This is a genomic window from Actinoplanes sp. OR16, assembly GCF_004001265.1.
Taxonomy (GTDB): Bacteria; Actinomycetota; Actinomycetes; order Mycobacteriales; family Micromonosporaceae; genus Actinoplanes.
The window spans coordinates 1,149,681-1,172,849 of the sequence record NZ_AP019371.1; the positions used below are offsets into that span (position 1 = coordinate 1,149,681).

A 23,169-nucleotide genomic window follows, 5' to 3' on the forward strand; every position below is an offset into this window, starting at 1 on the left:
TCCGTCGTGTCTGATCGGGGAAAGGGCGGTGAGATGACGGGGACCGACGACTTCGACGCGTTCTACCGGGACACGTCCCGGCGGCTGACGCGGTACGCGTACGGCCTGACCGGCGACTCCGGGGAGGCGCAGGACCTGGTCCAGGAGGCGTACGCCCGGGCCTGGCAGCGCTGGCGGCGCGTGTCGGCGTACGAGGATCCGGAGGCGTGGCTGCGCCTCATCGTGAACCGGCTCTCCACCGACCGCTGGCGCCGGATCTTCCGCCGCCGGGACCACGCCGCCGCGCAACCACCCGAGCCGCCGTTCCCGCCACCGTCGGAGAACACCGTCCTGCTCGTCCGGGCCATGCGGGATCTACCGGCGGCGCATCGCCAGGCGCTCGTCCTGCACTACCTGATGGACCGCAGCATCGCCGAGATCGCCACCGAGACGGGCGCGTCCACCGGCACGGTCAAATCCTGGCTGTCCCGCGGGCGGGCGGGTCTGGCGGCAGCCATCGGCAACGACAGCCGGGAAGGGGCGAACAATGTCCGTTGATCTCGACGAGATGTTCGCGGATCTGAGCCGGGACGGCGACATGGTCCCGGTCGGCCCGGCCGAGGGCGCCCGGCGGCGAGGCGCCCGGCGCAGCCGCAACCGGGTGGTGGCGGCGGCGCTCGCGATCCTGCTGGTGGCCGGCGGCGCGGGAGCCGTGGTGTGGCAGCGCGGCCATCGCGCCGAACCGGTCCTGCCCGCTACGCCGAATTCGCCGATCCGGGGCCTGCAACCCCTGGGCGATCCGCTCGACGCGGGCGCGGGCCGCACCTGGCACTACACGGCCGCGTCGGAGGGGCGGCTGTTCGCCGTCTCCGTCCCGTCCGCCGCGAGCGTCGACGCCCGCGAGAACCGGGGCTTCGCCGCCGACGAGCGCACCGGCGACCCGCTCTGGAGCACCCCGGCCGAGCTGGGCGGCACCGACGTACCGGTCCCGATCCCCGGCACCGTGCTGCTGCGGGAGGCGGCGCCCCGGCCGATCATGCACCTCCTCGACCCGGCGACCGGGACCGAACGCTGGTCGCTGCCGCACGCCCTCGACGACCAGCTGGTCTTCCACCCCGATGTGCTGGTGCGGATGCACGACGCCGACGGGATGACCGAGGGTCTGGACATCCGCACCGGCGCCCGGCTGTGGTCGGCGCCCGCGGGTGCGGACCGGCCGCGGTGGACGTCCGGGATCAGCGCCGCGGACGGCACCCGGCGCTGGTCGCCGGCCGGCAACGACGAGTTCAGCGACGGCTACCTGTTCCAGCAGCTCGCGAGCGGACGCATGGTGATCCGGGACGTCCGTACCGGTGAGGTCCGCAACAGCATCGCGAAGGTGCTGTCCGACCAGAGCGGGTACACGACGGTGCACGACGGTTCGGTGGTCTGGCCGGTCGGCAACGAGATCCGGGCCGCCGCGCTCGGCGACGACAGCACCGCACGGGTGATCTACACGTACGAGGAGGGCCAGGAGTTCCAGGGCCTCTTCGGATGCGGGCAGGGGCGGATCTGCGTGAGCCTGGGCTCTCCGGACGGCCGGCTCGTGGCGGTCGACATCGCCTCGGCGCGCGAGCTGTGGAGCGCTAAGACCAGCGGGACGACGGGCGGCGCCGGCTCTCGCTCGGGCCGCACGCTCACGATCGGCATGCGCGGGGCGATGCTGCACGACGCCGACGGCCGCGTCCTCTATGAGGGAGGCTCCCAGATCGGCTGGATCGACGACGCCAACCTGCTGGAATTCGACGCGGGCCCGGTGGCCGTCCTGGTGTCGGCCGCGGACGGGACCCGGACGGTTCTGGGTGAGGTGCCCGGCGCCACGGTACGGCCGGGCGCCGGAGCCGACTGCGCGTGGAGCACCGAAACCCTGGCCTGTGCCGACGGTTCCCTGCTGCGCCGTTACCGGTTCGTCCGCTGAATCACTTGACGACGGCGCCCCGCAGCACGATCCGGCGGGGCGCCCGCACGACCCGCAGATCCACGCGCGGGTCGGTGTCGTAGACCACCAGGTCGGCCAGCCCGCCCTCGACCAGGCCCGGGAAACCGAGCCACTCGCGGGCCCGCCACGAGGCCGAGGCCAGCACGTCCTCCGCCGGGATGCCCGCCTCGTGCAGGTAGAGCATCTCCTCGGCGGCCAGCCCGTGCCGGATGCCGCCGCCCGCGTCGGTGCCCACATAGATCGGGACGCCCGCCTCGTGGGCAGCGAGCACCACCGACGGGAACCGGTCCCGCAGTTTGATCATGTGGTCGGCGTATCCGTCGAACTTGCCCCGCGCGGAGTCGGCGATCTTCCCGAACGTCCGGATGTTGATCATCGTGGGGACGAGCGCGGTCTTCCGGCGCGCCATCTCGTCGATCAGATCCAGGGAGAGGCCGGTGCCGTGCTCGACCGAGTCCACCCCGGCCTTCACCATGATCTCCACGCCCTCCTCGGAGAACGTGTGCACCGCGGCACGGGCGCCCGCCGCGTGCGCGGCCTCGACGGCGGCGGCCATCGTGCCGGCGTCCCAGGACGGGGCGAGATCACCCACCGACCGATCGATCCAGTCGCCGACCAGCTTCACCCAGCCCGTACCGGCCTTGGCCTGCTCAGTGACCGCGGCGGCCACCTCGTCGCCCGCCACCTCGACACCGATGTCCCGCAGATAACGCCGGGGCGCGGCCACGTGCCTTCCCGCGCGGGCGAGGCGCGGCACTCCCGGTTCGTCGTCCAATTCCGGGTACGGGTACGGCGAACCGGCATCGCGTAACGCCAGGACACCGGCATCCCGATCGACGACGGCCAGGTCGCGGGCCTGATCGACGCTCTCGATCGGCTTCGCGCCGTAGGCGATCCCGAGGTGGCAGTGCGCGTCCACCAGGCCGGGCAGGACGAACCCGCCGTCGCTGATCGTCTCCGCGCCGGCCACCGGTTCGTAGGTGACCCGATCGCCGACCAGCCAGATGTCCCGGACCTCGCCGTCAGGCAGGACCGTCCCGCGCACATGCAGAGCCATGGGACAGTCCTACCTGATCACACGTTTACTTGTCGTCCTTGGGCTTGTTCAGCTTGTTGAAGTCGAGCTTCGGCAGCTTGAAGCCCGGGGGCATCCCGCCGCCGGCCAGCGCGCTCGGGTCGAGACCCGGCGGCAGCTGCGGCATCCCGCCAGGCATGCCACCACCGGCGCCGCCGACGCGGGGACGGTTGCCGCTCTTCGTTCCCTTGCGCTTGTTCTTCGGGCTCTTCGTCGCCTTGCGTCGGCCGCCCGGCAGACCCATCATGCCGCTCATCTGCTTCATCATCTTCTGAGCGTCGGTGAAGCGGTTGAGCAGCTGGTTCACGTCCATCACCGTCACGCCGGAGCCGTTCGCGATGCGCAGCCGGCGGGACGCGTTGATGATCTTCGGGGTGGTGCGCTCCTGCGGCGTCATCGAGCGGATGATCGCGGTCACCCGGTCGAAGTGACTGTCGTCGAGCTCGGCCAGCTGATCCTTCATCTGGCCCATGCCCGGCATCATCCCGAGGATGTTGGCGATCGGGCCCATCCGCCGGACCGCGATCAGCTGGTCCAGGAAGTCCTCCAGCGTGAACTGCTCGCCACCGAGCAGCTTGCTGGTCATCTTCTCCTTCTGATCCTCGTCGAAGGCCGCCTCGGCGGTCTCGATGAGGGTCAGGACGTCACCCATGCCGAGGATCCGGCTGGCCATCCGGTCCGGGTGGAAGACGTCGAAGTCCTCGAGCTTCTCACCGGTGGACGCGAAGAGGATCGGCTGCCCGGTGACGTGCCGGACGGAGAGGGCGGCGCCACCGCGGGCGTCACCGTCGAGCTTGGAGAGGACCACGCCGGTGATGCCGACGCCGTCGCGGAACGCCTCGGCGGTCTGCACCGCGTCCTGGCCGACCATCGCGTCGATGACGAAGATGACCTCGTCCGGGTCGACGGCGGCGCGGATGTCGGCGGCCTGCTGCATCATCTCGGCGTCGATGCCGAGGCGGCCGGCGGTGTCGACGATGACGATGTCCTTCGCCGTGCGCCGCGCGTGCTCGATCGAGTCCTTCGCGACCTGCACCGGGTCGCCCACGCCGTTGCCGGGCTGCGGGGCGTAGACGTCCACCCCGGCGCGGCCGGCCAGCACCTGCAGCTGGTTGACCGCGTTGGGGCGCTGCAGGTCGGCAGCGACCAGCAGCGGCTGGTGGCCCTGGCCCTTGAGCCAGCGGGAGAGCTTGCCGGCGAGCGTCGTCTTGCCGGAGCCCTGGAGGCCGGCCAGCATGATGACGGTCGGCGGCTGCTTCGCGAACTGCAGGCGGCGCCCCTCGCCACCGAGGATGGTGATGAGCTCCTCGTGGACGATCTTGATGATCTGCTGCGCCGGGTTCAGCGCCTGGGAGACCTCGGCGCCGCGCGCCCTCTCCTTGAGGCTGGCGATGAACGACTTGACCACCGGCAGCGCGACGTCGGCCTCCAGCAGCGCGAGACGGATCTCGCGTGCGGTGGCGTCGATGTCGGCATCGGTGAGCTTGCCCTTGCCACGGAGTTTGGTGAAGATCCCGGACAGGCGGTCACTCAGGGTGTCAAACACGTTGCGACTTCCCGATGGTCGTTAGTTGGCTTCGCCCGCAAGCCTAGCCGTACCGCTCGGCGCTCACCGGTTCCGCATGCGGTAGGTCTTCGCCGCCGCCTCGATGCGCCGCTGCGTGCGGGTGCCCGGGGCCAGCTCGCGCTTGAGGCGGCTGTAGAGCCAGGCGCCGCCGCCGACCACGAGGGCTCCCACGATCAGGTAGTAGAGGAACCCGCCGAGCAGTGAGCTGACCACCCAGCCCACCACGATCACACCGGCGATCAGTGCTGCCAGAAACGCCACTGCCTTACCCATCTCGGCCTCCCGCCGTCATCGCGTTGCCGCTTTCCACCATGCAGTGCGCACGCAACAACCCGCATCGGCCGTGACCCCGATCCGTTCCCCTAGGGGTGGGGTCTGTCGCAAACGGCCACACAATGCCCACAGACCGCGTATACCGCAGTTAAGGGTGCAACTCCTGATATAGACCGCAACTTCCGTCTCATCCGGGACGTTAAGCGCGTCGGCGGACATGCGGCGAAAGGACGACGGCGTGACCCTGCGGCAGATCCTGCGGCTGACCCCCTGGGCGGTGCGGCGACGGATCTTCACGTCGGCCGAGAAGCACCTGCTCCCGAAGATCACTCCGGAACGGCGGCTGCGGGTCGCCCGTACCCTCATGCCTCTCGCACCCACCCGGATGCCGAACCGCGCCAGGGTGACCAGGACCGGGGTGGCGCGCGTGCGCGGCGTGACCGCGCGGGTGGTCGCCACCGCGACGCCCGCCGGCGTGCGCCGGCAGAACCTGGACCGGGTGGCCGAGGCCCTCGACGCGTCCGGCGTCGACTGGTTCCGCCTGCCCGGACCGACACCGCTCGGCACCGCCGTCGCGGTGACCGAGAACGATCGCGATCGGGTTCTCGCGCTGCTGCGCGACATCGCCGAGCGCGACCACGGGCGGCTCCGCACGGTCCTCGCGGCACGGCGCGGCGTACCCCGGGTCGTCTCGGTCTGCTGGCCGGTCACCGACCCGGCCGGCAGCCTGCTCCTCGGCGGCGAGTACGCCTGCGAGATCGAGTTCTGGCGGCACAAGGACGGCCGGCTCGTCGCGCCCCGCCGCAACCAGGTCGCCGACTCCATCCCGGCCGGCGAGCCCTCGGTGATCGCCCCCGAGCCGGTCTTCGGCCCGTTCAGCTCCCCCGACGACGTGACCGGGTACCGCACCCGGCCGGTCTTCACCGCCGTCGACCCGGACCGGATCGACTTCCCGATCGACGTCGTCTACACCTGGGTGGACGGCGGCGACCCGGCCTGGCAGCGCCGCAAGAACCGGGCGCTGGACGGCAACCCGTGGGTGTCGCGGATCAACGCGCAGGCCGCCAACGACTCCCGGTACGCCAGCCGCGACGAGCTGCGCTACTCCCTGCGCGCGCTGCACTGCTTCGCGCCCTGGGTCCGCCGGATCTTCCTGGTCACCGACGACCAGGTGCCGGCCTGGCTGGACCTCACCGACCCGCGGATCACCCTGGTCGGCCACCAGGAGATCTTCGGCGACACGGGCACGCTGCCGACGTTCAACTCGCAGGCGATCGAGTCCCGGCTGCACCGCATCCCCGGGCTCGCCGAGCACTTCCTCTACCTGAACGACGACGTGATCCTGGGCCGGCCGATCACCCCGGACCTGTTCTTCACCCCGGGCGGGCTCACCAAGTTCTTCCCGTCGAAGGCGCAGGTCGACGTCACCCCGCACGGGCCCGGCGACCGGCCCGCCGACTCGGCCGCGAAGAACAACAGGCGGCTCATCGAAGAGGCCTTCGGCCGGGTGCTGACCCGCAAGATGAAGCACACCCCGCACCCGTCCCGGCGCAGCGTGATCGCCGAGATCGAGAACCGGTTCGCCGAGCAGGTCACGGCGACCGCGGGACACCAGTTCCGGCACCCGGACGACGTCTCGCTGCTGTCGTCGCTGCAGCAGTACTACGCGTACCTGACCGGCCGCGCCGCCAAGGGCAAGATCCGCTACCTCTACACCGACCTGGCCCAGACGGTCACACCGCTGCGCCTGGCCCGGCTGCTGCGCGGCCGCGACGTCGACGCGTTCTGCCTCAACGACGTCGACGTGGACAGCGCCGCCGTGGCCGACCAGGAAGCGCTGCTCGCCGACTTCCTCCCGCTCTACCTGCCGTTCCCGTCGCCGTTCGAGCTGCGCACGCCGCGTCCGGGCACGACCGCGCCCGCGCCCGCGATCGCCGCACCGCGGCAGCCGCTTTCCGGTCGCCTGACTTCTTCTTAAGGAGAACCGCCATGAGCTACGACGTCGTCATCCTCGGACTCGGATACGTCGGCCTGCCCCTAGCGCAGCAGGCGACCCGGGCCGGCCTGTCCGTGCTCGGTTTCGACGTCGACGAGACGGTGGTCCGCGCACTCGCCGACGGCCGATCCCACGTGGACGACCTGAGCGACTCTGACGTGAAGGCCATGGTGGCCGACGGCTTCCTGCCGACCACCGACGAGACGCTGATCGCGCAGGCCCGCACCGCGGTGATCTGCGTGCCCACCCCGCTCTCCGAGGGCGACGGCCCCGACCTGCGGGCCGTCCTCGGCGCCACCTCGGCGGTCGGGCGCAACCTGCGGCCCGGCATGCTCGTGGTGCTGGAGTCGACGACGTACCCGGGCACCACCGACGACGAGGTCCGCCCCCGCCTCGAACAGCTCTCCGGCCTGACCGCCGGCATCGACTTCCACCTGGCGTTCTCCCCGGAACGGATCGACCCGGGCAACGAGGTGTACGGCGCGCACAACACCCCGAAGGTGGTCGGCGGCTACACCCCGTCCTGCACCTCGGCTGCCGCGGCGTTCTACGGCCGATTCGTCGAGACGGTCGTGCAGACCCGCGGCACCCGGGAGGCGGAGACCGCGAAACTGCTGGAGAACACCTACCGCCACGTCAACATCGCCCTGGTCAACGAGATGGCCCGGTTCTGCCACGAACTCGACATCGACCTCTGGGACGTGATCCACGCCGCGTCCACCAAGCCGTTCGGTTTCCAGGCGTTCTACCCGGGCCCGGGCGTCGGCGGCCACTGCATCCCGATCGACCCCAACTACCTCTCGCACAACGTCCGCAGCAAGCTCGGCTACCCGTTCCGCTTCGTCGAGCTCGCCCAGGAGATCAACACCACGATGCCCGCGTACGTCGCCCGTCGCGCGCAGAACCTGCTCAACGCCGACGGCCAGGCCGTCCGGGGAGCGACCGTCCTGCTGCTCGGCATCACGTACAAGGCCAACATCGCCGACCAGCGCGAATCCCCGGCCGCGCCGCTGGCCCGCCAGCTCGCCGCCCTCGGCGCCACCGTCGCCTACCACGACCCGCACGTCCGCACCTGGGACATCGGCGGCGTCCCGGTCTCCCGCACCGACGACCTGGAAGGCGCCACCGCCTCCGCCGACCTGGTCATCCTGGTCCAGAACCACCGCGAGTACGACCCCGACCACCTGGCCCGCATCGCCAAGCGCTTCTTCGACACCCGTGGAGTCACCTCGTCCCGCGAGGCCCACCGCCTCTGACAGCCCTCTTTCCGCGGCCGCGCCCAGCTCCCCCTTGGAGCAGCGCGGCCGTTTCCGTCCCATCACCCACCCGCTGACGGTGTCGAGGGGCGGCAGGCGCACACACTGTGGCTCACCGCCGCCGTAGGAGCCGTCGACCTCCGAATGCGTGCGTTCGCCGGTCCGGCAGCGCAACCGCTCCGCAGGGCAGGGCGTCGACCTCCGAGTGCGTGCGTTCGCCGCCCGGGCGTCCACACGACCGGCTGGTGTGGTCTGGTCGCCGGGCACTGTTCGGCAGACGCGCGAAGTCCGGCTGTGGTTCATTGCTCTCCGCCGGCACGCCAGACAGCAATGAGTCACAGCCGACCGTGTTCGGCTGCACTGGAGAGCGACGAATCGGGCTTGGGCTGGGCGCTGGGGGCGGTCAGTGCACACGCTTTCGCCGCTGCGTGCGTTCGCGGGCCTCATGAGGGCGGCCAGCGGACGCAACCCGGCAGCTGCGTGCGCTCACCGGCCTCATGAGGACGGCCAGCGGACGCAACCCGGCAGCTGCGTGCGCTCACCGGCCTCATGAGGACGGCCAGCGGACGCAACCCGGCAGCTGCGTGCGCTCACCGGCCTCATGAGGACGGCCAGCGGACGCAACCCGGCAGCTGCGTGCGCTCACCGGCTCGCGGGACCGTGCGCTCGGCGTCTCCCGGCGACGGCGGCCCATGTCGCACGGGACTCGACATCGAACCGCGACCATCGGCCGCTACTCGACGTCGAACCGTGGCCACCGGGCGTGACTCGACGTCGAGTTCGTGGAAAGGGATCAGGCGCTGGGCAGGGCCGGCATCGGCGGCAGGTCCGGCATCAGCAGAGTGTCCAGGGCTGCGGCGAAGCGGCCGTGGTGGTGCTCCAGGCGTACGAGATCGAGGCCCCTGCGGCTCTGCGCGGCCAGCGCGTCCGGGCGGCGGTGGAGGCGGCTCACGGCCGGGACCACCTCGTCGGGTTCGCAGTAGAGGGCGGCCGGGCCCAGCAGCGGCCGGAAGCGGTGCGGGAGGACCGGCACGCAGCCGGCGGCCAGGGCGGCGAGGAGTTCCGGGTCGAGGATCGTGGTGCGGTCGTCGGCGGGCAGGTGCAGGTAGAAGTCGATCTGGTGGAGGAAGGCGCGGGCGGCCACGTCGGACGGCCGGTAGACCAGCCAGTTCTTGGGCAGCCGCATCTCGCCGACGGGTGCCAGGACTCGCACGTCGAGGCCTCCGGAGGCGGGCAGCGCCTCGCGGAGCCGCAGCCATTCGGCGGCGACGGTGGCGCCGGGACGGTCGAAGAGCATGCGGCCGATCACCGGGCGGTCGGCTCGGGGGCCGGTGCGGTGCAGGCGCCAGCGTTCCGGGTCGATCGTGCCGGGCAGGTCGGCCTTGGCGAGCCGGATGCCGAACGGGCCGCCGGCCAGCTGACGGCGGTCGGCCGCGCCGGCCGGCGCCCACCAGGGTTCCACGCCGAACAGGCGGCGCGCCTCGGCCTCGCAGTGGAACGCCGCGTCTCCCCAGGCCGGGTCGGCTTCGATGACGACCCGGTCGGCGCGGATCGACGACGGATATCCGGGCGCGAACGCCACCAGCGCCGGATCTTGGACGATCACCAGCCTGGCGATGATGTCGTCGGAGAGCATGACCTGGCCGACCCGCCCGGAATTGATCAGCGATTGCACCGACGGGTCCAGGTCGGCGGGCTTGCCGGTGACGTGCCGCAGCAGGCTCAGGTGCAGCACCGCGACCCGGCGTCCGGGGACGGCGGCGGCGCACAGGCGCTCCCCCATCGGGCGGGTCATGCCCTCCTGGCGGCTCCAGTCGGCGGCCAGGATCAGGTCGTAGTCGTGGGTGTCGGCGGTCGCGGTGAGCTGCCGGGGCGCGTCGCGATCCAGCGGGCGCAACGTGAGGCGGCGGGGCGCGGCGAACGGTCGGGGGACGCCGATGTCGCGGGGGCGCACGGCGTCGGCGCGGCCCGCGGCCACGTCGCGGTGCCAGGCCTTGAAGGCGGACATGTACGCGTACCGCGCCGGGTGCATCCAGCCCGGCGAGATGTCGGCGCTGGACAGTGAGCCACCGGAGAGCCTGATCAGTGCGAGCGGCTCGCCACCCAGGTGGTGGATCGCGGGCCGGCCGAAGACTGCACGGGCGCGTTCCACGTACTCGGCGTCGGCACCTTTGCGCACCGTGTCGAGGTATCCGACCCGGGCCAGCGCCGGCTCCCGGCGGATCATCAGCGAGGAGAGGTTGTACGACCGGTACTCGGGGATCCCCGGGCGGGTGACGACCAGGTCCTCGGTGACCCGGATACCCGCCGACGTGGTGGCGAACAGGGCGCTGTCGGCGATCAGCGGCGCGGCCTGGCGTTCCAGCCGCAGCGGATGCGACCAGTCGTCGGAGTCCTGGAATGTGACGAACTCCCCGGTGGCGGCGTCCAGGCCGGCGTTGCGGGCCAGGTAGGTGCCGCCGTTCTGGGGAATCCGCAGGATCCGCACCCGTGGGTCGAGCGCCGCTGCCCGCGCCAGCACGGCGTCGTGGCCGGGCCCGGATCCGTCGTCGACGACCAGGATCTCGTGGTTGGTCCAGCTCTGCGCGACCAGCGAGCGGACCGTCGTCAGAAGAGCGAGACCGGGCCGGTACGTCGTGACGATCGTGGTGATCCGGTGCGCGGAACCGGCGCGGGCGGCCGGCCGGGAGCGGATCCGGTCGAACCGCGGCCCGATCTCGCCGTCCAGGGTGAATCCGGGGGCGGGCAGCAGCCCGAGGAAGCGGGGCAGCCAGTCCTCGGCGGTGGTGAGATCCACGACCAGCGCCGTGCGTACCGGATCAGGGATCTCCGGATAGTCGGCGAGCAGCTTCTCCGTCCGGGTGCGGTCGCCCGTCGCGTAGGCGAGTTGGGCGTGCAGGCCCTGATGCCGCGGGGCGACCCCGGCCGCGCCGAACGTGCGCAGCAGCGAGTCGAGCAGCACCATCGCGTCCGCCCGGTCCTCGGACCAGAGATCCTGGAGGGCGACGACGCGGGCCAGCTCGCCGAACGTCCACGGATCGGCGTCCGGGAAGAGCCGCCCCTCGTACGCGCCGAGGATCAGGTCGTCGACCGAGCGCCGGGCCGCCGCGTACGCGAGGACCGCGCGTGCGGAGGCCGATCTCGTGTGCAGGGCGGCGGTGGCGGGCCCGTCGGAAGAGGGTGACGGGCCGCACATCTCCAGCCACTGACGTTCCAGCAGCTCGGTTCCGTACGCGTCGGGTGTCGTGTGCAGCCTGCGCATGTGCTCCTGCCGGGTGAATTCGTGGTGCCCGGAGGATCAACGCCCGGGCGGGTGGGAGCGTGACGCCGGACGAGCGCCGTTCGTTGTGGCGTCGAAAGGCACGACGTCCGAGCATCGGAGAACATGCATGACCGAGCACGTCCATGACGTGGCGATCCTCTCGGACTTCCGCTATCCGGGCGGCACCTCGGCCAGCATCGCCGCCGAGGTGCGCGCGCAGGCCCGGGCCGGGCTCTCCACGGTGCTGGTCCAGGTGCGCTCGCCGCATCTGAAGCGGGACCGCCCGTTCAATCCCCTGATCGTGGAACTGCTCAAGGACGGTTCGGCGCACCTCGCCGTGGAAGGCGAGCAGACCCGCGCGAAGCTGTTCGTGCTGCGCCAGCCCCGGATCTTCACGGACGACCTGGCCGCGCCGCCCCGGGTGACCGCCGAGCGGACCGTCATGGTCCTGAACCAGGCGCCCGGCGACGCCGCCGACCCGGCCCGCTACTACGACTTCGCCGAGGTCCGAGCCCGGATCGAGGGTCATTTCGGGACGGCGATCGAGTGGGCGCCGATCAGCCCGCAGGTACGGACCGAGGTGCTGCGCTCGGCGCCGGACGCCCCGCTGACCCCCACCGACTGGCACGAGATCATCGACGTCGCCGAGTGGTGGGACGAGCGTCCCGGCCCGCTCGGCCCGGTGCCGGTCATCGGGCGGCACGGGCGGCCCGACCCGGTGAAGTGGCCGCGGACCACCGAGGAGCTGCTGCTGGCGTACCCGGACGACCCCGGCGTCAAGGTGCGGGTGCTCGGCGGCGGTGAGCTCGCCGTGGAGCGCCTCGGCCGGACCCCGGCCGGCTGGGACGTCGTCGAGTTCGGCACGGCGCCGCCGCGCGAATTCCTCGGCACCATCGACTTCTTCGTCTACTTCCACGACCCCGACCTGGTCGAGGCGTTCGGCCGCACGATCATGGAGGCGATGGCGGCCGGCGTGCCGGTGCTGATCGGCGAGCACTTCCGGCCGATCTTCGGCGACGCGGCGCTCTACACCACGCCGGCCGGGGTGCTGCCGCTGGTCGGCGAGCTGCACGCCGACCCGCGGCGCTACCGCGAGGTGGCACGCCGGGCCCGCGACTTCGTCGAGTCCCGCTTCGGCTACGCGTCGCACGAGGCCCGGCTCGCCGACCGCGGCGTACGCCCGCCCGGCCCCGGCACCGAGGTGGAGCTGCACCGCCCGCTCGTCACGTCCCGGCGGTCCCGCGGCGTGCTCATGGTCAGCGACAACGGCGTCGGGCTCGGCCACCTGTCCCGGCTCATGGCGATCGGCCGGCGGCTGCCGGAGGACATCCGCACGGTGATCGCCACCCAGTCGCACGGCGCGTCGGTGGCGCACCGGGAGGGGTTCCTCACCGAGTACATCCCGTCCCGCAGCGTGCTGAAACTGCCCCGGCAGCGCTGGACCGAGATGCTGACCAGCCGCCTCGAACACCTCGTCGACCTGCACGAACCGGCCGTCGTGGCGGTCGACAGCGTCCCGCACGACGGCATCGTGGCCGCCGTGAAGGCCCGGCCGGACATCACCTGGGTCTGGGTGCGCCGGCCGATGTGGCGGCGGGACACCGGCGCCGAGTGGATCGAGCGGGGCGGCTACTTCGACGCCATCCTGGAACCGGGCGAGTTCGCCGCCGCCGCCGACGAGGGCCCGACCGTGCAGGACCGGGCCGGGGTGCACACCGTCGACCCGATCACCTATCTGGACGCCGAGGAGCTGGCCGAGCCGGCCGCCGCCCGCCGGGCCCTCGGCCTCGACCCGGGACGGCCGGCCGCGCTGCTGCAGCTCGGCGCCGGGAACATCAACGACATCGCGTCGCCGGTCGCCCGGATCGCCGGGCACCTGCGGCGGGCCGGGTTCCAGGTGGTGCTCGCCGAGTCGGCGATCGCCACCGAGCCGATGCCGCCGGTGGCCGGCGCCCACCTCGTGAAGCTCTACCCGATCAGTCGGTATCTGCGCGGACTCGACCTGGTGATCAGTGCTTCCGGCTACAACTCGTTCCATGAGCTGCTGGCGTTCGGCGTACCGGCGGTCTTCGTGCCGAACCGGGAGACGTCCCTGGACGACCAGGTGAGCCGGGCCCGGTTCGCGGCCGCCGCGGGCGCCGCGCTGATCGTCGAGGACCCGGAGACCGAGGAGCTGGACCGGGTGCTGGCCCAGGCGGTACGCGACGACGTCCGGGAACGGCTCCGCGACCGCTGCGCGGAGGTGGGACCCGGCAACGGCGCCGCGGCGGCCGCCCGCTGGCTGTCCGAGCTGGCCGATCGACGAACCACCGGAGTATGACGATGCCCGACACCCCTGCCGAACTCACCGATCCCGCGAAGGTCGACGCCCTGGTCGTGCGGTTGCGGACGATCGAGCAGCAGCGCGACGCCTGGCAGTCCCGATTCGAGACGGTGGCCGGCGAGCGCGACGAGCAGCGGGAGACCGTGCGGCGGCTGCGGGCCAGTGGCTCGTACCGGCTGGGCCGCACCCTCGTGTCGCTCGCCCGCAGCCCGCTCTCCACCTCACGCAAGCTGGTGCGCCGCAAGCCGGCTCGGCGCAAGAAGACTCCCCCGCCGCCGCTGCCCACTCACCTGTACGTGGCGATCGGGCTGGACCTGGCGGCGCTGCGCGACTTCGTGCTGGCGGTCCGGCGGCGGCTGCTCGTCGAGAACGATCACCGCGCGGTGGTCCTCACCGACGAGCCGGCGTTCTCGCTGCTGCGCAAGGCCGGGCTGGTCCTGGAGTACCTGCCGGACAGGCTGACCTGGCAGAAGCACCGTCCGGACCGGCCCTGGGACGCGGTCCTCGCCGAGCGTCTCGCGCACCTCTCCCGGGACCACGCGGCCGCCCAGGTGATCTTCGTCGATCCGGATGCGCCGCTCTCGCTCGCGGATCTGCTCGCGGAGATCGACACAACCGAGCCCGGGCAGCCGTCGTTGCCTCAGTCGTGACTGCGGAAACCGTGACATTGCCCCAGCAATCCGCCGGCCGGGACATATCGCCCTCGTCGGCGGACTCCCCCGCCGACGAGGCGGCCGGGCGCGGGCTCTGGGGACATGTCCTGCGCCGCTGCGTGCTGGTGCCGCTCATCGTGCTGACGCCGCTGCTGGGAGTCGCGCCGCGCGGCGATCACCGGTTCAACATCTACTGGCACGGCGGGATGTTCCTCGACCACCCGCTGCGGATCGTCTCGCACACGATCGGGACCGGTGAGACGTACCTGCGCCTCGGCAACTTCCGCCCGCTCGGCCGGATGCTGGAGAAGGCGCTCGACACCCTCGTCCTGGTCGGCGCCGAACAACTCCACCTCTCCCCGGCGATCATGCTGCGCGTGGTCACGGCCGGCGCCGCCGTACTGCTCACCCTCGCGCTCGTGATCTTCGCGGAGAGCCTGTTGACCCGGGGGCCGCTGTTCGGTTCCGCGCCGTCGCTGGTCGCTCTCCTTCTGCCGTACGCCGTAGCCGGCGCTTTCGTGGCCGCCGGCCGCAACAGCACGACCACCCTCTTCGGCGGGCTGTACCTGAGCACCACCGCAGTGGTCCTGCTCGTCGCGGCGGCCACCTGCCGGCTCGAACGGCTGCGGTGGTGGCACGCCGTCCTGGCGGTCACCACCGGTGGCGCACTGGCCGTCGTCAACGAACCCGCCTACTTCGCGGTGCCGCTCGCCACCGTGGCGGTGCTGGTCCGCGGCTGGTTCGTGACCGGCCGCCGCGGCCGTGACCTGCTGCGCTCGGCCGGGGTACGGCTCGCCGTCCTGCTCTGGGCCGGGTTCCTGCCGGTCTTCGGGATCGTGCGCTGGATCATCCGCGGGTACTGCGCCGACGGCGGCTGCTACCACGGCTCGGACATCGCCGTCGACGGCCGATCGCTGCTGATCATGCCGGCCCGGATGCTGGCCTGGCTGCCACCTGCCCAGTGGGAGGCCGCCACCGCGAAGACGCCGGGCGACTGGCTCTGGGGCGTGGTGCCGCTGGTCGGACTGGGCCTCATCGCGCTGCTCGGTCTCCGTACGATCAAAGCCTTGAAGCGGGTGAAACGGCCCGGCGCCGGATCCCTCACCGGCCTGGCGATCGCCGCCGCCGCCCTGCTCGTCTTCGGCGCGTTGCCGGCCGCGCTCAGCGTCGAGGTGCACGACTACTTCGACATGCGCGCGCTGCTCACCGAAGGCTGGCGCGACTCCGCGGTGACCGCGCCGGCCGGGATGCTGCTCGCGCTGGCGGTGGCGCTTCTGATCACCCGCCGATCCTTCGTGCCGGTGCTGCTCGGCGTGTTCGTGATGTGCGCGGCGGTGTCGGCGACCGCGAACCGCGCCTACGCCGACGCCTCCGCCTCGTGGGCGTCGTCGCAGCTGGACAACCGGATCGCGCAGTCCGTCGGCGGCTTCGAGCGCAGTACCGCCGGGAATGCCCGCCGCTGCGCGCTGCTCACCGAGGCGCTGCGGGAACTCTCCGGCGAACCGGCCCGGCAGAAACGGCTCACCGAATCGCTCGACGCGGCGGCGCACGCGCTGGCCGGCGTTCCGTACTGTGCTGGGGGCTCACGATGAACGACCCGCTGATCTCCGTCGTATCGCCGATCTTCAACGAGGGTGAGGGCGTCGACCGGTTCGTCGCCACGCTCGACGAGGTGCTCTCCGGTGCCGGCCTGCGCTATGAGCTGGTGCTCGTGGATGACGGATCCGTTGATGACTCGTGGTCGCGGATCGCTCATCTGTCGCGGCTTGATCAGCGGGTTCGCGGGGTTCGCTTGTCCCGAAATTTCGGCAAAGAGGCCGCTTTATTGGCCGGGCTCGAGCAGGCCGGCGGCGACGCCATCGTGGTGATCGACTCGGATCTCCAGCATCCGCCCTCGGTGATCCCGGCGATGGTCCGGCGCTGGCGGGACGGCGCCCACGTGGTCGAAGCCGTCAAACGCAACCGGACCGGCCAGTCGCTCGGCAACCGGCTCAGCTCACGGGTGTTCAACTCCGCGTTCACCGGACTCACCAAGGTCGACCTGGTCAACGCCACCGACTTCCGGCTCCTCGGCCGCCCCGCCCTGGACGCGCTGCGGCAGATGCCCGAGCACTCGTCGTTCTTCCGCGGCACCAGCAGCTGGATCGGCTTCACCCGGGCGACCGTCGAGATCGACATCGACCACCGTTTCGGCGGGGCCTCCCGGTGGACGCTGCGCGGGTTGTTCCGGCTGGCGGTGAACGGGCTGACGTCGTTCACCTCGGCGCCCCTGCACCTGGTGACGCTGGCCGGGATCGGGTTCGCGCTGTTCTCGGTGGTGCTCGGCGTACAGACGCTGGTGCGGTGGATCAGCGGCGGCTCGGTGGCCGGGTTCACGACCGTCATCCTCCTGCTGCTGGTGACCGGCACGTTCGTGCTGCTCGGCCTCGGCGTGATCGGCGAATACCTGGCCCGGATCCACGAGGAGGTCCGCCGCCGGCCCCGGTACCTGATCCAGGAGAGATCCACCGCCGGCCCCGCCGTTCCGGAGCAGTGGGTGGCCGAACAGCATGCCGAGCGGTGAGGTCCTCGGGCGGCTGATCCGTTACGGGATCAGCGGGGGCCTGAGCGCCCTCACGCACTTCGGGGTGGGGCTGGCCGGGGTTCAGGCCGGCCTCGTCCCCGTCGTGGCGTCGGGCGTGGGGTTCGCCGCGAGTGTCGTGGTGTCCTATGTGCTGCAGCGGGCGTGGGTCTTCCGGTCGTCGCGCCGGCACGGGGTGGCGGGCCCGCGGTTCCTGGCCGTCACCGGGTTGGCGTTCTCGGTCAACACGGTGGTGCTCTGGGTGGGTTCCTCGGTGCTGCACGGTCCCTATGCGGCGGTCCAGGCCGTGGCGATCGTGCTGATCCCGGTGCTGAACTACGCGGTCAATTCACGGTGGACGTTCGCGCCGGTCTGAGGGTCGTTCCCCGGTGGTGTGGGTGCGCGGGGTCCTCGGCCCAACACCATTGCTGTCCCGACGCCCTCGATACGGCCATGGGTCACGGCTCGTGCGATGCGGCTGTGACCCATGGCCGTGATGCGGCCGGAGGGACAGCAATGGTGTTGGGCCGGCGGCGGCGGGCGTTCGTCAGCGGACGGCCCGGGGCTTCCAGGGGAGTTTGGGGTCCAGCAGTGGGGCCACCAGCTTGGCGTACGCCGACGTCAAGTGGTTGCTGTCGCGATAGACGAGGCGGTTGCCCACCACGAGCGGGCAGCGTTCGGCGCACAGCCACGGGAGCGGGTCGACGGTCGGGACCTTGAGGGCGTTCGCGGTGGCGCGCTGGATCGCTCGCCAGCCGGGTTCGAGGACGACCATGTCGGCGGGCGGCGCGCAGGTGCCGATCGCGGCGGGGCGGGTGGCCAGGCAGTCGGCCGGGTCGCCGGCCAGGAACGGGGTGTCGCCGAGGATCGCCACCGATCCGGCGCTGCGCTGGAGAGCTGTCAGGGTCCGCTGCCAGCCGGAGCGCCATACCGCCTCGGGGTCGGCCGGGTCGCCGGTCAGCAGGGCGCGGTAGTTGACGCTGGAGGAGACGACGACGAGGTCCGGATCCAGTCTGCCGATCTTGCGGAGGATCTGGCGGCGCCAGGTGTCGCAGGCGGCGTACCGGGATTGGGATCGTCGTTCCTGAAGTTCGAGGTCGGCCGGGCTGCAGGCGCTGCGGGTGTAGACCATGAGCCGCCAGTCGCGCCGGCGAGCCAGTTCCTCCATGGCCGGGAACCATTGCAGGGCGTGCGAGTCGCCGAAGAGGACGACGGTGCGGTCCGCGTCGACGGCGGCGTACGCACAACTGGAGGTCGGCTTGAACGGGCCGGTCAGGCCGACGTGGCAGCCCTCCTCCTGTGGCGCCGAGCGTTCCCCCGCGGCGGTCTCGAAGGCCGGCGTCAGGTTCTCCGGGACGTTGCCGGCCGACTGGGCGGCGGCGACCATCTGCTTGAGCTCGCCGGCCGGGTCGACGGCGCGGGCCATCACCTTGCGGGTGTCCGGGACGGCGTCGCCGGTCGGCACCAGCGGCGGGAAGATCATGCCGAGGGCGGCGAGGCCCGCTGCCACCGCCGACAGGGCGAACCCGAGGCCGAGGCCGCGGCGCGGGTACGGCAGCCAGAAACGATGGTGGCGCACCGGGTTCTCCAGGAGGTGATGGCTCACGGCGGCGAGGCCGAGCGCTCCCGCCGCGACCGCGGCACGCATCCAGAGGCCGCCCGGGGCGAGGAAGAGAAGCGGCCAGTGCCAGAGGTACCAGCCGTACGACATCCGGCCGATCCAGCGCATCGGGAAGGTCTCCAGCAGCCGGTTGCCGCCGCCCGCGATCACCGCGATCGTGCCGAGGACGGGCAACAGGGCTGCCGGTCCGGGGAACGGGGTCGTCTCGTCGTAGACGAGGGCAGCCGCGACGACGGCGGCCAGGCCGAGCCAGGCCAGCCAGCGCCGACGGCGGTGCAGGCCGGTCATCAGCAGGGCGAGCAGCGCGCCCGCTCCCAGTTCCCAGGCACGGCTGGCGGAGCCGAAGTACGCCCACGGGACGGCCCGGCCCAGTTCATGCGCGCTCCACGCGAACGAGCTGAGGGTGCCGAGCGTCAGCACCGCGCCGGGCAGCCAGCGGCGGCGCCGGCCCCAGAACGCCAGCAGGCCGATCAGCACCGGCCAGACCAGGTAGAACTGCTCCTCGACGGCGAGCGACCAGAAGTGCTGGAACGGCGAGGGCGCCTGGTCGGCGAAGTAGTCGGTGCCGGCGTCGGCGAGCCGCAGGTTCATCGTGTACGTGGCGGCCCCGACAGCGTCCGCCGCGTAGCCGCCGAACCGGGTCGGCGGCGCCGTGAACCAGACCGTCGCCAGCGTCGACACGATCACCAGGGTCGCCAGCGGCAGCAGCCGGACCGCCCGGCGCGCGTAGAACCGGGGCAGGTCCAGCCGTCCGGTGCTGAGCAGCTCGGTCCGGAGCAGCGAGGTGATCAGGAAGCCGGAGATGACGAAGAAGACGTCGACGCCGACGAAACCACCGGCCACCCCGGGCACGCCCACGTGGGCGAGCACCACGAGCAGCACGGCGACGGCCCGGAGGCCCTCGATGTCCGCCCGGTGCCGGTGGCGGGGCGGGGCCGCGGCGGGCACCGGGCGGACGTCGGGTCGCGAGAGCGTCGTGGTCATGGATCAGCCGTGCGCGGCGGCCATCGCGGGGGGACGGGCGAATGCCAGCACCGCGTGCCGGCCGAGGATCTCGCCCTCCCGGGTCAGGCCCTCGAACCGTTCGGTCCAGGCGGCGATGGCGGCCTGCTCGTCCTTGCGGCCGGCGTCGTCGAAGACCAGCGTGGCCCGGTCCGCGAGCCGCTTCTCGATCATGTGCAGGGCCGGGTAGCGGGCGCCCTCGCCGACGGCCGCGGGCGGGCCGTCGATCAGCACGAAGTCGATGTCGTGCAGGTCGGCCAGGGTCTCCGGGTCGTACCACGGGTAATCGCGGCCGTCGATCGAGGCCGGGGTGAGCGGCGCGTCCCGGACCTCGGCCACCCCGGTCAGGCCGTGAGCGGCCAGAACCGAGCGGGTGCGCCGGGCGAACTCCGCGTCGTGGTCCAGCGAGATCAGCCGGCCACCGGACTGCTCCAGGGCGTAGGCGATCCACACCGACGAGGTGCCGCTGCCGAGCTCCAGCACGAGCCGCGGCTGCCGGATCCGGATCAGGTGCAGCAGCTCCAGCAGGTCGGTCGGGTTGAGCGCCCAGTCGCCGGAGGACGGCATCGGGGCACGCGGCACGAAGCCCTGGAAGAGCTGCACCGTCGCCTCCAGTTCGCGCGGCAGCCCGAGGACCTGCGCCGAACTCGCCTTACGGTCCATCACCTGCTTGACCCGGGCGACCGCCTCGGAGAGCTCCAGGTGGCGGTCGCCGGCGGTGAGCCGTTCCCGCTCCACCGCCGCGACGAGTCGCCGCTGCATCTCCTCGACGGTGGTTCGCAGATCCCGCTGCGCGGCAAGACCGGCTTTCTGTACGCCGGAGAGCCGCCGCAACACCGCGAGCAGCACCACGACCGTCACCCCGGCGAGCAGTCCGAGGAGCGCTGTCGCCACCCGGTCGTAGCCGGTCAGCGCCGCGGCCGCGACTCCGGCGCAGAGGACGGCGGCGCCGCACACGGCGACCGCCTGCCGTCCGGAAAGGCTCGGCAGCCGGCGGACGGCCCGGCGGCCGATTCGGGTCAGGGAACTCATAGTCCGCACTCCTCATCGCTGCGTTCACCCTCGTAACGCGGGTGGACACGCCCCCGTTACGCCCCCGCGCCCGGCACCCGCTGGCTCGGTGTTCCGGCCGGCGGGCGGGCCAGCGCGCCGATCCGGTCGGCGAGCGCGTCCGGCCGGTGATCACGGGCAATCGCGGCCCGGGCCCGGCGGCTCTGCTCGGCGTACCGGCGGGGCTCGTTCTGGAAACGGCGGATCAATTTCGGTACGTCGGCGGCGGCGCAGGCCACGGCGGCGTCCCCGTACGCCTCCCCGAGCCGCTCCGGCACGAACACGACGCATCCGGTCGCGGCGGCCTCCAGCGCGGGCCGGGAGAGCAGTTCCGGCGCATCGTCCGAGGGGAAATGGCAATAGAAGTCCAACTGCGCCACGAATGTACGGGGATCCAGATCGCCCGCTTCGTAGACCAGCCAGCTCACCGGCAGCGTGCCCGGCCGCAGTGGATTCTCCGGCAGCCGGACCCGCACGTCGGCGCCCCGGCAGCGCTTCGGGACGGCGAGGATCGCGGCGAGGTCGGCGGGCCACTCACCCGCGTCGCAGAGGTCCACGCCGACCACCGGCGGTCCGGCCCGATCGGGCAGCGGACGGCGCACGTCCTCGGGCTCGACGGTCATCGACAGATCAAATTCGGTCAGGTCTGCCCCGGCCAGGGCTGCGCGCACCCCCGGGTCCTGCGGGCACCAGAGCGGATCGACCCCGAAGAGCCGCCGGACCGCCTCGGAGCCCGCCTCGACCGTGTACCGGCGATCGCTGCCGTCCGGCCGGGCCGGCGCCCGGTCGGCGACCACCAGGACCCGGCGCGGACGCAGGCCACAGCCGCCCTCGGGGGCGAACTGCAGCACCTCCGGCTGCCGGATCACGAGCAGTCCGGCCTCGATCCGGTCGCTCTCCAGCACCTGCGTCACCTGGCCGGTATTGATCAGCCGCTGGACGCCGGGGCTGAGCAGGCGGCGCTGCCGGTGCACCGAGCGCAGCGACTCCAGGTGCATGATCGCCACGGAGAGGCCGGCCCGGCGCAGGGCACGCACCTCGGCGAGGGCGGCCCGCTGGCTGCCGGCCAGGAAGCGCCAGTCGGCGGCCACCACGACGTCCCAGCCGGGCGCCGCCGAGCCGCCGGTGAGGTGCGGCGGTGCCACGAACGGGCGGTCCCGCGTACCGGGGTCCTGCCGCAGCGGCTCCCCCGAGGCATGCCAGCAGCGGTAGGCCGACATGTACGCGGTGCGCGCCGGATGCATCCAGTACGCGCGGATCTCGGCCCGGGACAGGGAACCCTCGGAGAGGCGGATGAGCGCCAAGGGCTTGGCGACCTTCCGTACCGATCCGGGGCCGAAGGCCGCCTCGATGCGCTCCATGAACTCGGAGTCGGCGGCCTTGCGCACCCGGTCGAAGCAGCCGATCCGCCGGGTCACCGCCTCCCGCCGGAAGAGCAGCGAGGAGACGTTGACGCGGCCGCGCCGGATGCCGGGCCTGGTCATCACGAGCTGATCGGTGACGCTGATCCCCTCGGACGTGGTGGCGACCACCTCGGAGCGCTGGAGCAGCGGCCGCACCTGAAGCTCCACCCGGCGCGGGTGCGACCAGTCGTCGGAGTCCTGGAACGTGACGAACTCGCCGTGGGCCGCCTCGACGCCGGCGTTGCGGGCCGCGTACGTCCCGCTGTTCTCGGCGAGCCGCAGCACCCGGACCCGGTCGTCGAGCGACTCGGCCTCGGCGAGGACCGCGTCGTACTCCGGCGGCGACGCGTCGTCGACCACCAGGATCTCCAGGTTGCGCCAGGTCTGCGCGGCGATCGAGCGGACCGCCGTGATCAGGCCGACGCCCGGCCGGAACGCGGTCACCACCACCGTGACCCGCTGGTCGGCCTCCACCGGCGTGGCCGGGCCGGTGGTGAGCCGGTCGAACGGCAGCCGTTCCGGCGCGGCGATCAGGCCCGGCCCCGGCGCCGGGAAGAGCCGGCCGAACCGGGCCAGCCAGGTCTCCTCGGGGACCGAGCCGCCGGCGTACGGGTTGGCGAGGTCGATCTCCAGGGTCTCCCGGGCCGGCGTCGGGATCCGCCGGTACGCGGCGAGCAGGTCGCGGGCCTGCGCCGGTCCCTGCCAGGCGTACGCGAGCTGGGCGTGCAGCGCCTGGTGGGCCGGTGGCACCGCCCGCGCTCCGAGACCGGTCCGGATCAGCGCGTACAGCGCCAGCGCGTCCTCCCGGTCCCCCGGCAGCTCGTCCTGCAGCGCGATGGTCTGCGCCAGGCCGGCCAGCAGCGCCGGATCGACCCGGCGGCGGAATCCGCGCAGCGGCCGGGTGTCACCCGATCGAGCCGCCTCGAGGAACTCGTCGAGCGTGCCGCCCTTCGGAGAACCACCGGCGGCCGCGCGGGCCAGAACACGCCGGGCCGCCACCGAGCGATTACGCATCGCGGTGTGCGGCAGCGACAGCTCCGCCCCGGCGCCGGCCAAAGTTACGTGATCGTCCAGCAACGCCACCGGCTGCGCCTCGGCCATCGACTCTCCGTCCGTGTACCCCCGCGGTGTCGATCAGTCCAACGCGACGCGACGGCCCGGGGTGACGAAG

Annotated in this window: 16 protein-coding genes; 9 read left to right on the plus strand and 7 right to left on the minus strand. The window is 72.3% G+C overall.

Annotated elements, in window-relative coordinates:
* Positions 1–33 precede the first annotated feature (33 nt).
* Both EP757_RS05245 and EP757_RS05250 read left to right on the plus strand, forming a co-directional pair.
* The gene (locus EP757_RS05245; protein WP_127543071.1) at positions 34–537 is read left to right on the plus strand and encodes a SigE family RNA polymerase sigma factor; all 504 of its coding nucleotides are present in this window, start codon (positions 34–36) and stop codon (positions 535–537) included.
* Positions 527–1,936 (plus strand): PQQ-binding-like beta-propeller repeat protein, encoded by a 1,410-nt coding sequence (locus EP757_RS05250; RefSeq protein WP_127543072.1) that lies wholly within the window; start codon positions 527–529, stop codon positions 1,934–1,936. Before EP757_RS05245 ends, EP757_RS05250 begins: the two co-directional genes overlap by 11 nt.
* Before the next feature lies 1 nt (position 1,937).
* On the opposite strand, the gene EP757_RS05255 is transcribed toward EP757_RS05250, so the two are convergent.
* The 3 genes from EP757_RS05255 to EP757_RS05265 form a co-directional block, all read right to left on the minus strand.
* Positions 1,938–3,014 (minus strand): amidohydrolase family protein, encoded by a 1,077-nt coding sequence (locus EP757_RS05255; RefSeq protein ID WP_127543073.1) that lies wholly within the window; start codon positions 3,012–3,014, stop codon positions 1,938–1,940.
* 25 nt (positions 3,015–3,039) lie between these two features.
* Positions 3,040–4,578, minus strand: a complete 1,539-nt coding sequence (gene ffh / locus EP757_RS05260; RefSeq protein WP_127543074.1) for a signal recognition particle protein — start codon at positions 4,576–4,578, stop codon at positions 3,040–3,042.
* Between the two features lie 63 nt (positions 4,579–4,641).
* Positions 4,642–4,872 (minus strand): hypothetical protein, encoded by a 231-nt coding sequence (locus EP757_RS05265; RefSeq protein ID WP_127543075.1) that lies wholly within the window; start codon positions 4,870–4,872, stop codon positions 4,642–4,644.
* 238 nt (positions 4,873–5,110) lie between these two features.
* Here EP757_RS05265 and EP757_RS05270 point away from each other — a divergent pair, with 238 nt between their 5' ends.
* A complete protein-coding gene (locus EP757_RS05270) occupies positions 5,111–6,850 on the plus strand; it encodes a stealth family protein (RefSeq protein WP_232050381.1) in 1,740 nt (579 codons plus the stop codon).
* An 11-nt stretch (positions 6,851–6,861) separates the two neighbouring features.
* Positions 6,862–8,124 carry a nucleotide sugar dehydrogenase gene (locus EP757_RS05275; RefSeq protein ID WP_127543077.1) on the plus strand — a complete coding sequence of 421 codons (1,263 nt, stop codon included), beginning with the start codon at positions 6,862–6,864 and terminating at the stop codon, positions 8,122–8,124.
* Positions 8,125–8,917: 793 nt separating this feature from the next.
* On the opposite strand, the gene EP757_RS05280 is transcribed toward EP757_RS05275, so the two are convergent.
* The gene (locus tag EP757_RS05280) at positions 8,918–11,386 is read right to left on the minus strand and encodes a glycosyltransferase family A protein (protein ID WP_127543078.1); all 2,469 of its coding nucleotides are present in this window, start codon (positions 11,384–11,386) and stop codon (positions 8,918–8,920) included.
* 127 nt (positions 11,387–11,513) lie between these two features.
* Between EP757_RS05280 and EP757_RS05285 the strand changes: the two genes are divergently transcribed.
* The 5 genes from EP757_RS05285 to EP757_RS05305 are packed head-to-tail and all read left to right on the plus strand — an operon-like array spanning position 11,514 to position 17,298.
* The gene (locus tag EP757_RS05285; protein ID WP_127543079.1) at positions 11,514–13,706 is read left to right on the plus strand and encodes a glycosyltransferase; all 2,193 of its coding nucleotides are present in this window, start codon (positions 11,514–11,516) and stop codon (positions 13,704–13,706) included.
* Between the two features lie 2 nt (positions 13,707–13,708).
* Positions 13,709–14,359, plus strand: a complete 651-nt coding sequence (locus tag EP757_RS05290) for a hypothetical protein (RefSeq protein ID WP_232050382.1) — start codon at positions 13,709–13,711, stop codon at positions 14,357–14,359.
* An 11-nt stretch (positions 14,360–14,370) separates the two neighbouring features.
* A complete protein-coding gene (locus tag EP757_RS05295) occupies positions 14,371–15,954 on the plus strand; it encodes a hypothetical protein (protein WP_127543081.1) in 1,584 nt (527 codons plus the stop codon).
* Positions 15,951–16,925 (plus strand): glycosyltransferase family 2 protein, encoded by a 975-nt coding sequence (locus tag EP757_RS05300; protein WP_127543082.1) that lies wholly within the window; start codon positions 15,951–15,953, stop codon positions 16,923–16,925. Before EP757_RS05295 ends, EP757_RS05300 begins: the two co-directional genes overlap by 4 nt.
* Positions 16,912–17,298, plus strand: coding sequence for a GtrA family protein (locus EP757_RS05305; protein ID WP_127543083.1), 387 nt, complete (start codon positions 16,912–16,914; stop codon positions 17,296–17,298). The genes EP757_RS05300 and EP757_RS05305 overlap by 14 nt, the downstream gene beginning before the upstream one ends.
* Positions 17,299–17,469: 171 nt before the next feature.
* On the opposite strand, the gene EP757_RS05310 is transcribed toward EP757_RS05305, so the two are convergent.
* Genes EP757_RS05310 through EP757_RS44580 form a run of 3 tightly spaced genes read right to left on the minus strand, consistent with a single transcriptional unit; the run spans position 17,470 to position 23,099 of the window.
* On the minus strand, positions 17,470–19,527 hold the full coding sequence (locus EP757_RS05310; RefSeq protein ID WP_127543084.1) for an acyltransferase family protein: 2,058 nt from the start codon (positions 19,525–19,527) through the stop codon (positions 17,470–17,472).
* Between the two features lie 3 nt (positions 19,528–19,530).
* Positions 19,531–20,577, minus strand: coding sequence for an O-methyltransferase (locus EP757_RS05315; protein WP_232050383.1), 1,047 nt, complete (start codon positions 20,575–20,577; stop codon positions 19,531–19,533).
* Positions 20,578–20,633: 56 nt separating this feature from the next.
* Positions 20,634–23,099 carry a glycosyltransferase family A protein gene (locus tag EP757_RS44580; protein ID WP_127543086.1) on the minus strand — a complete coding sequence of 822 codons (2,466 nt, stop codon included), beginning with the start codon at positions 23,097–23,099 and terminating at the stop codon, positions 20,634–20,636.
* Positions 23,100–23,169 lie beyond the last annotated feature (70 nt).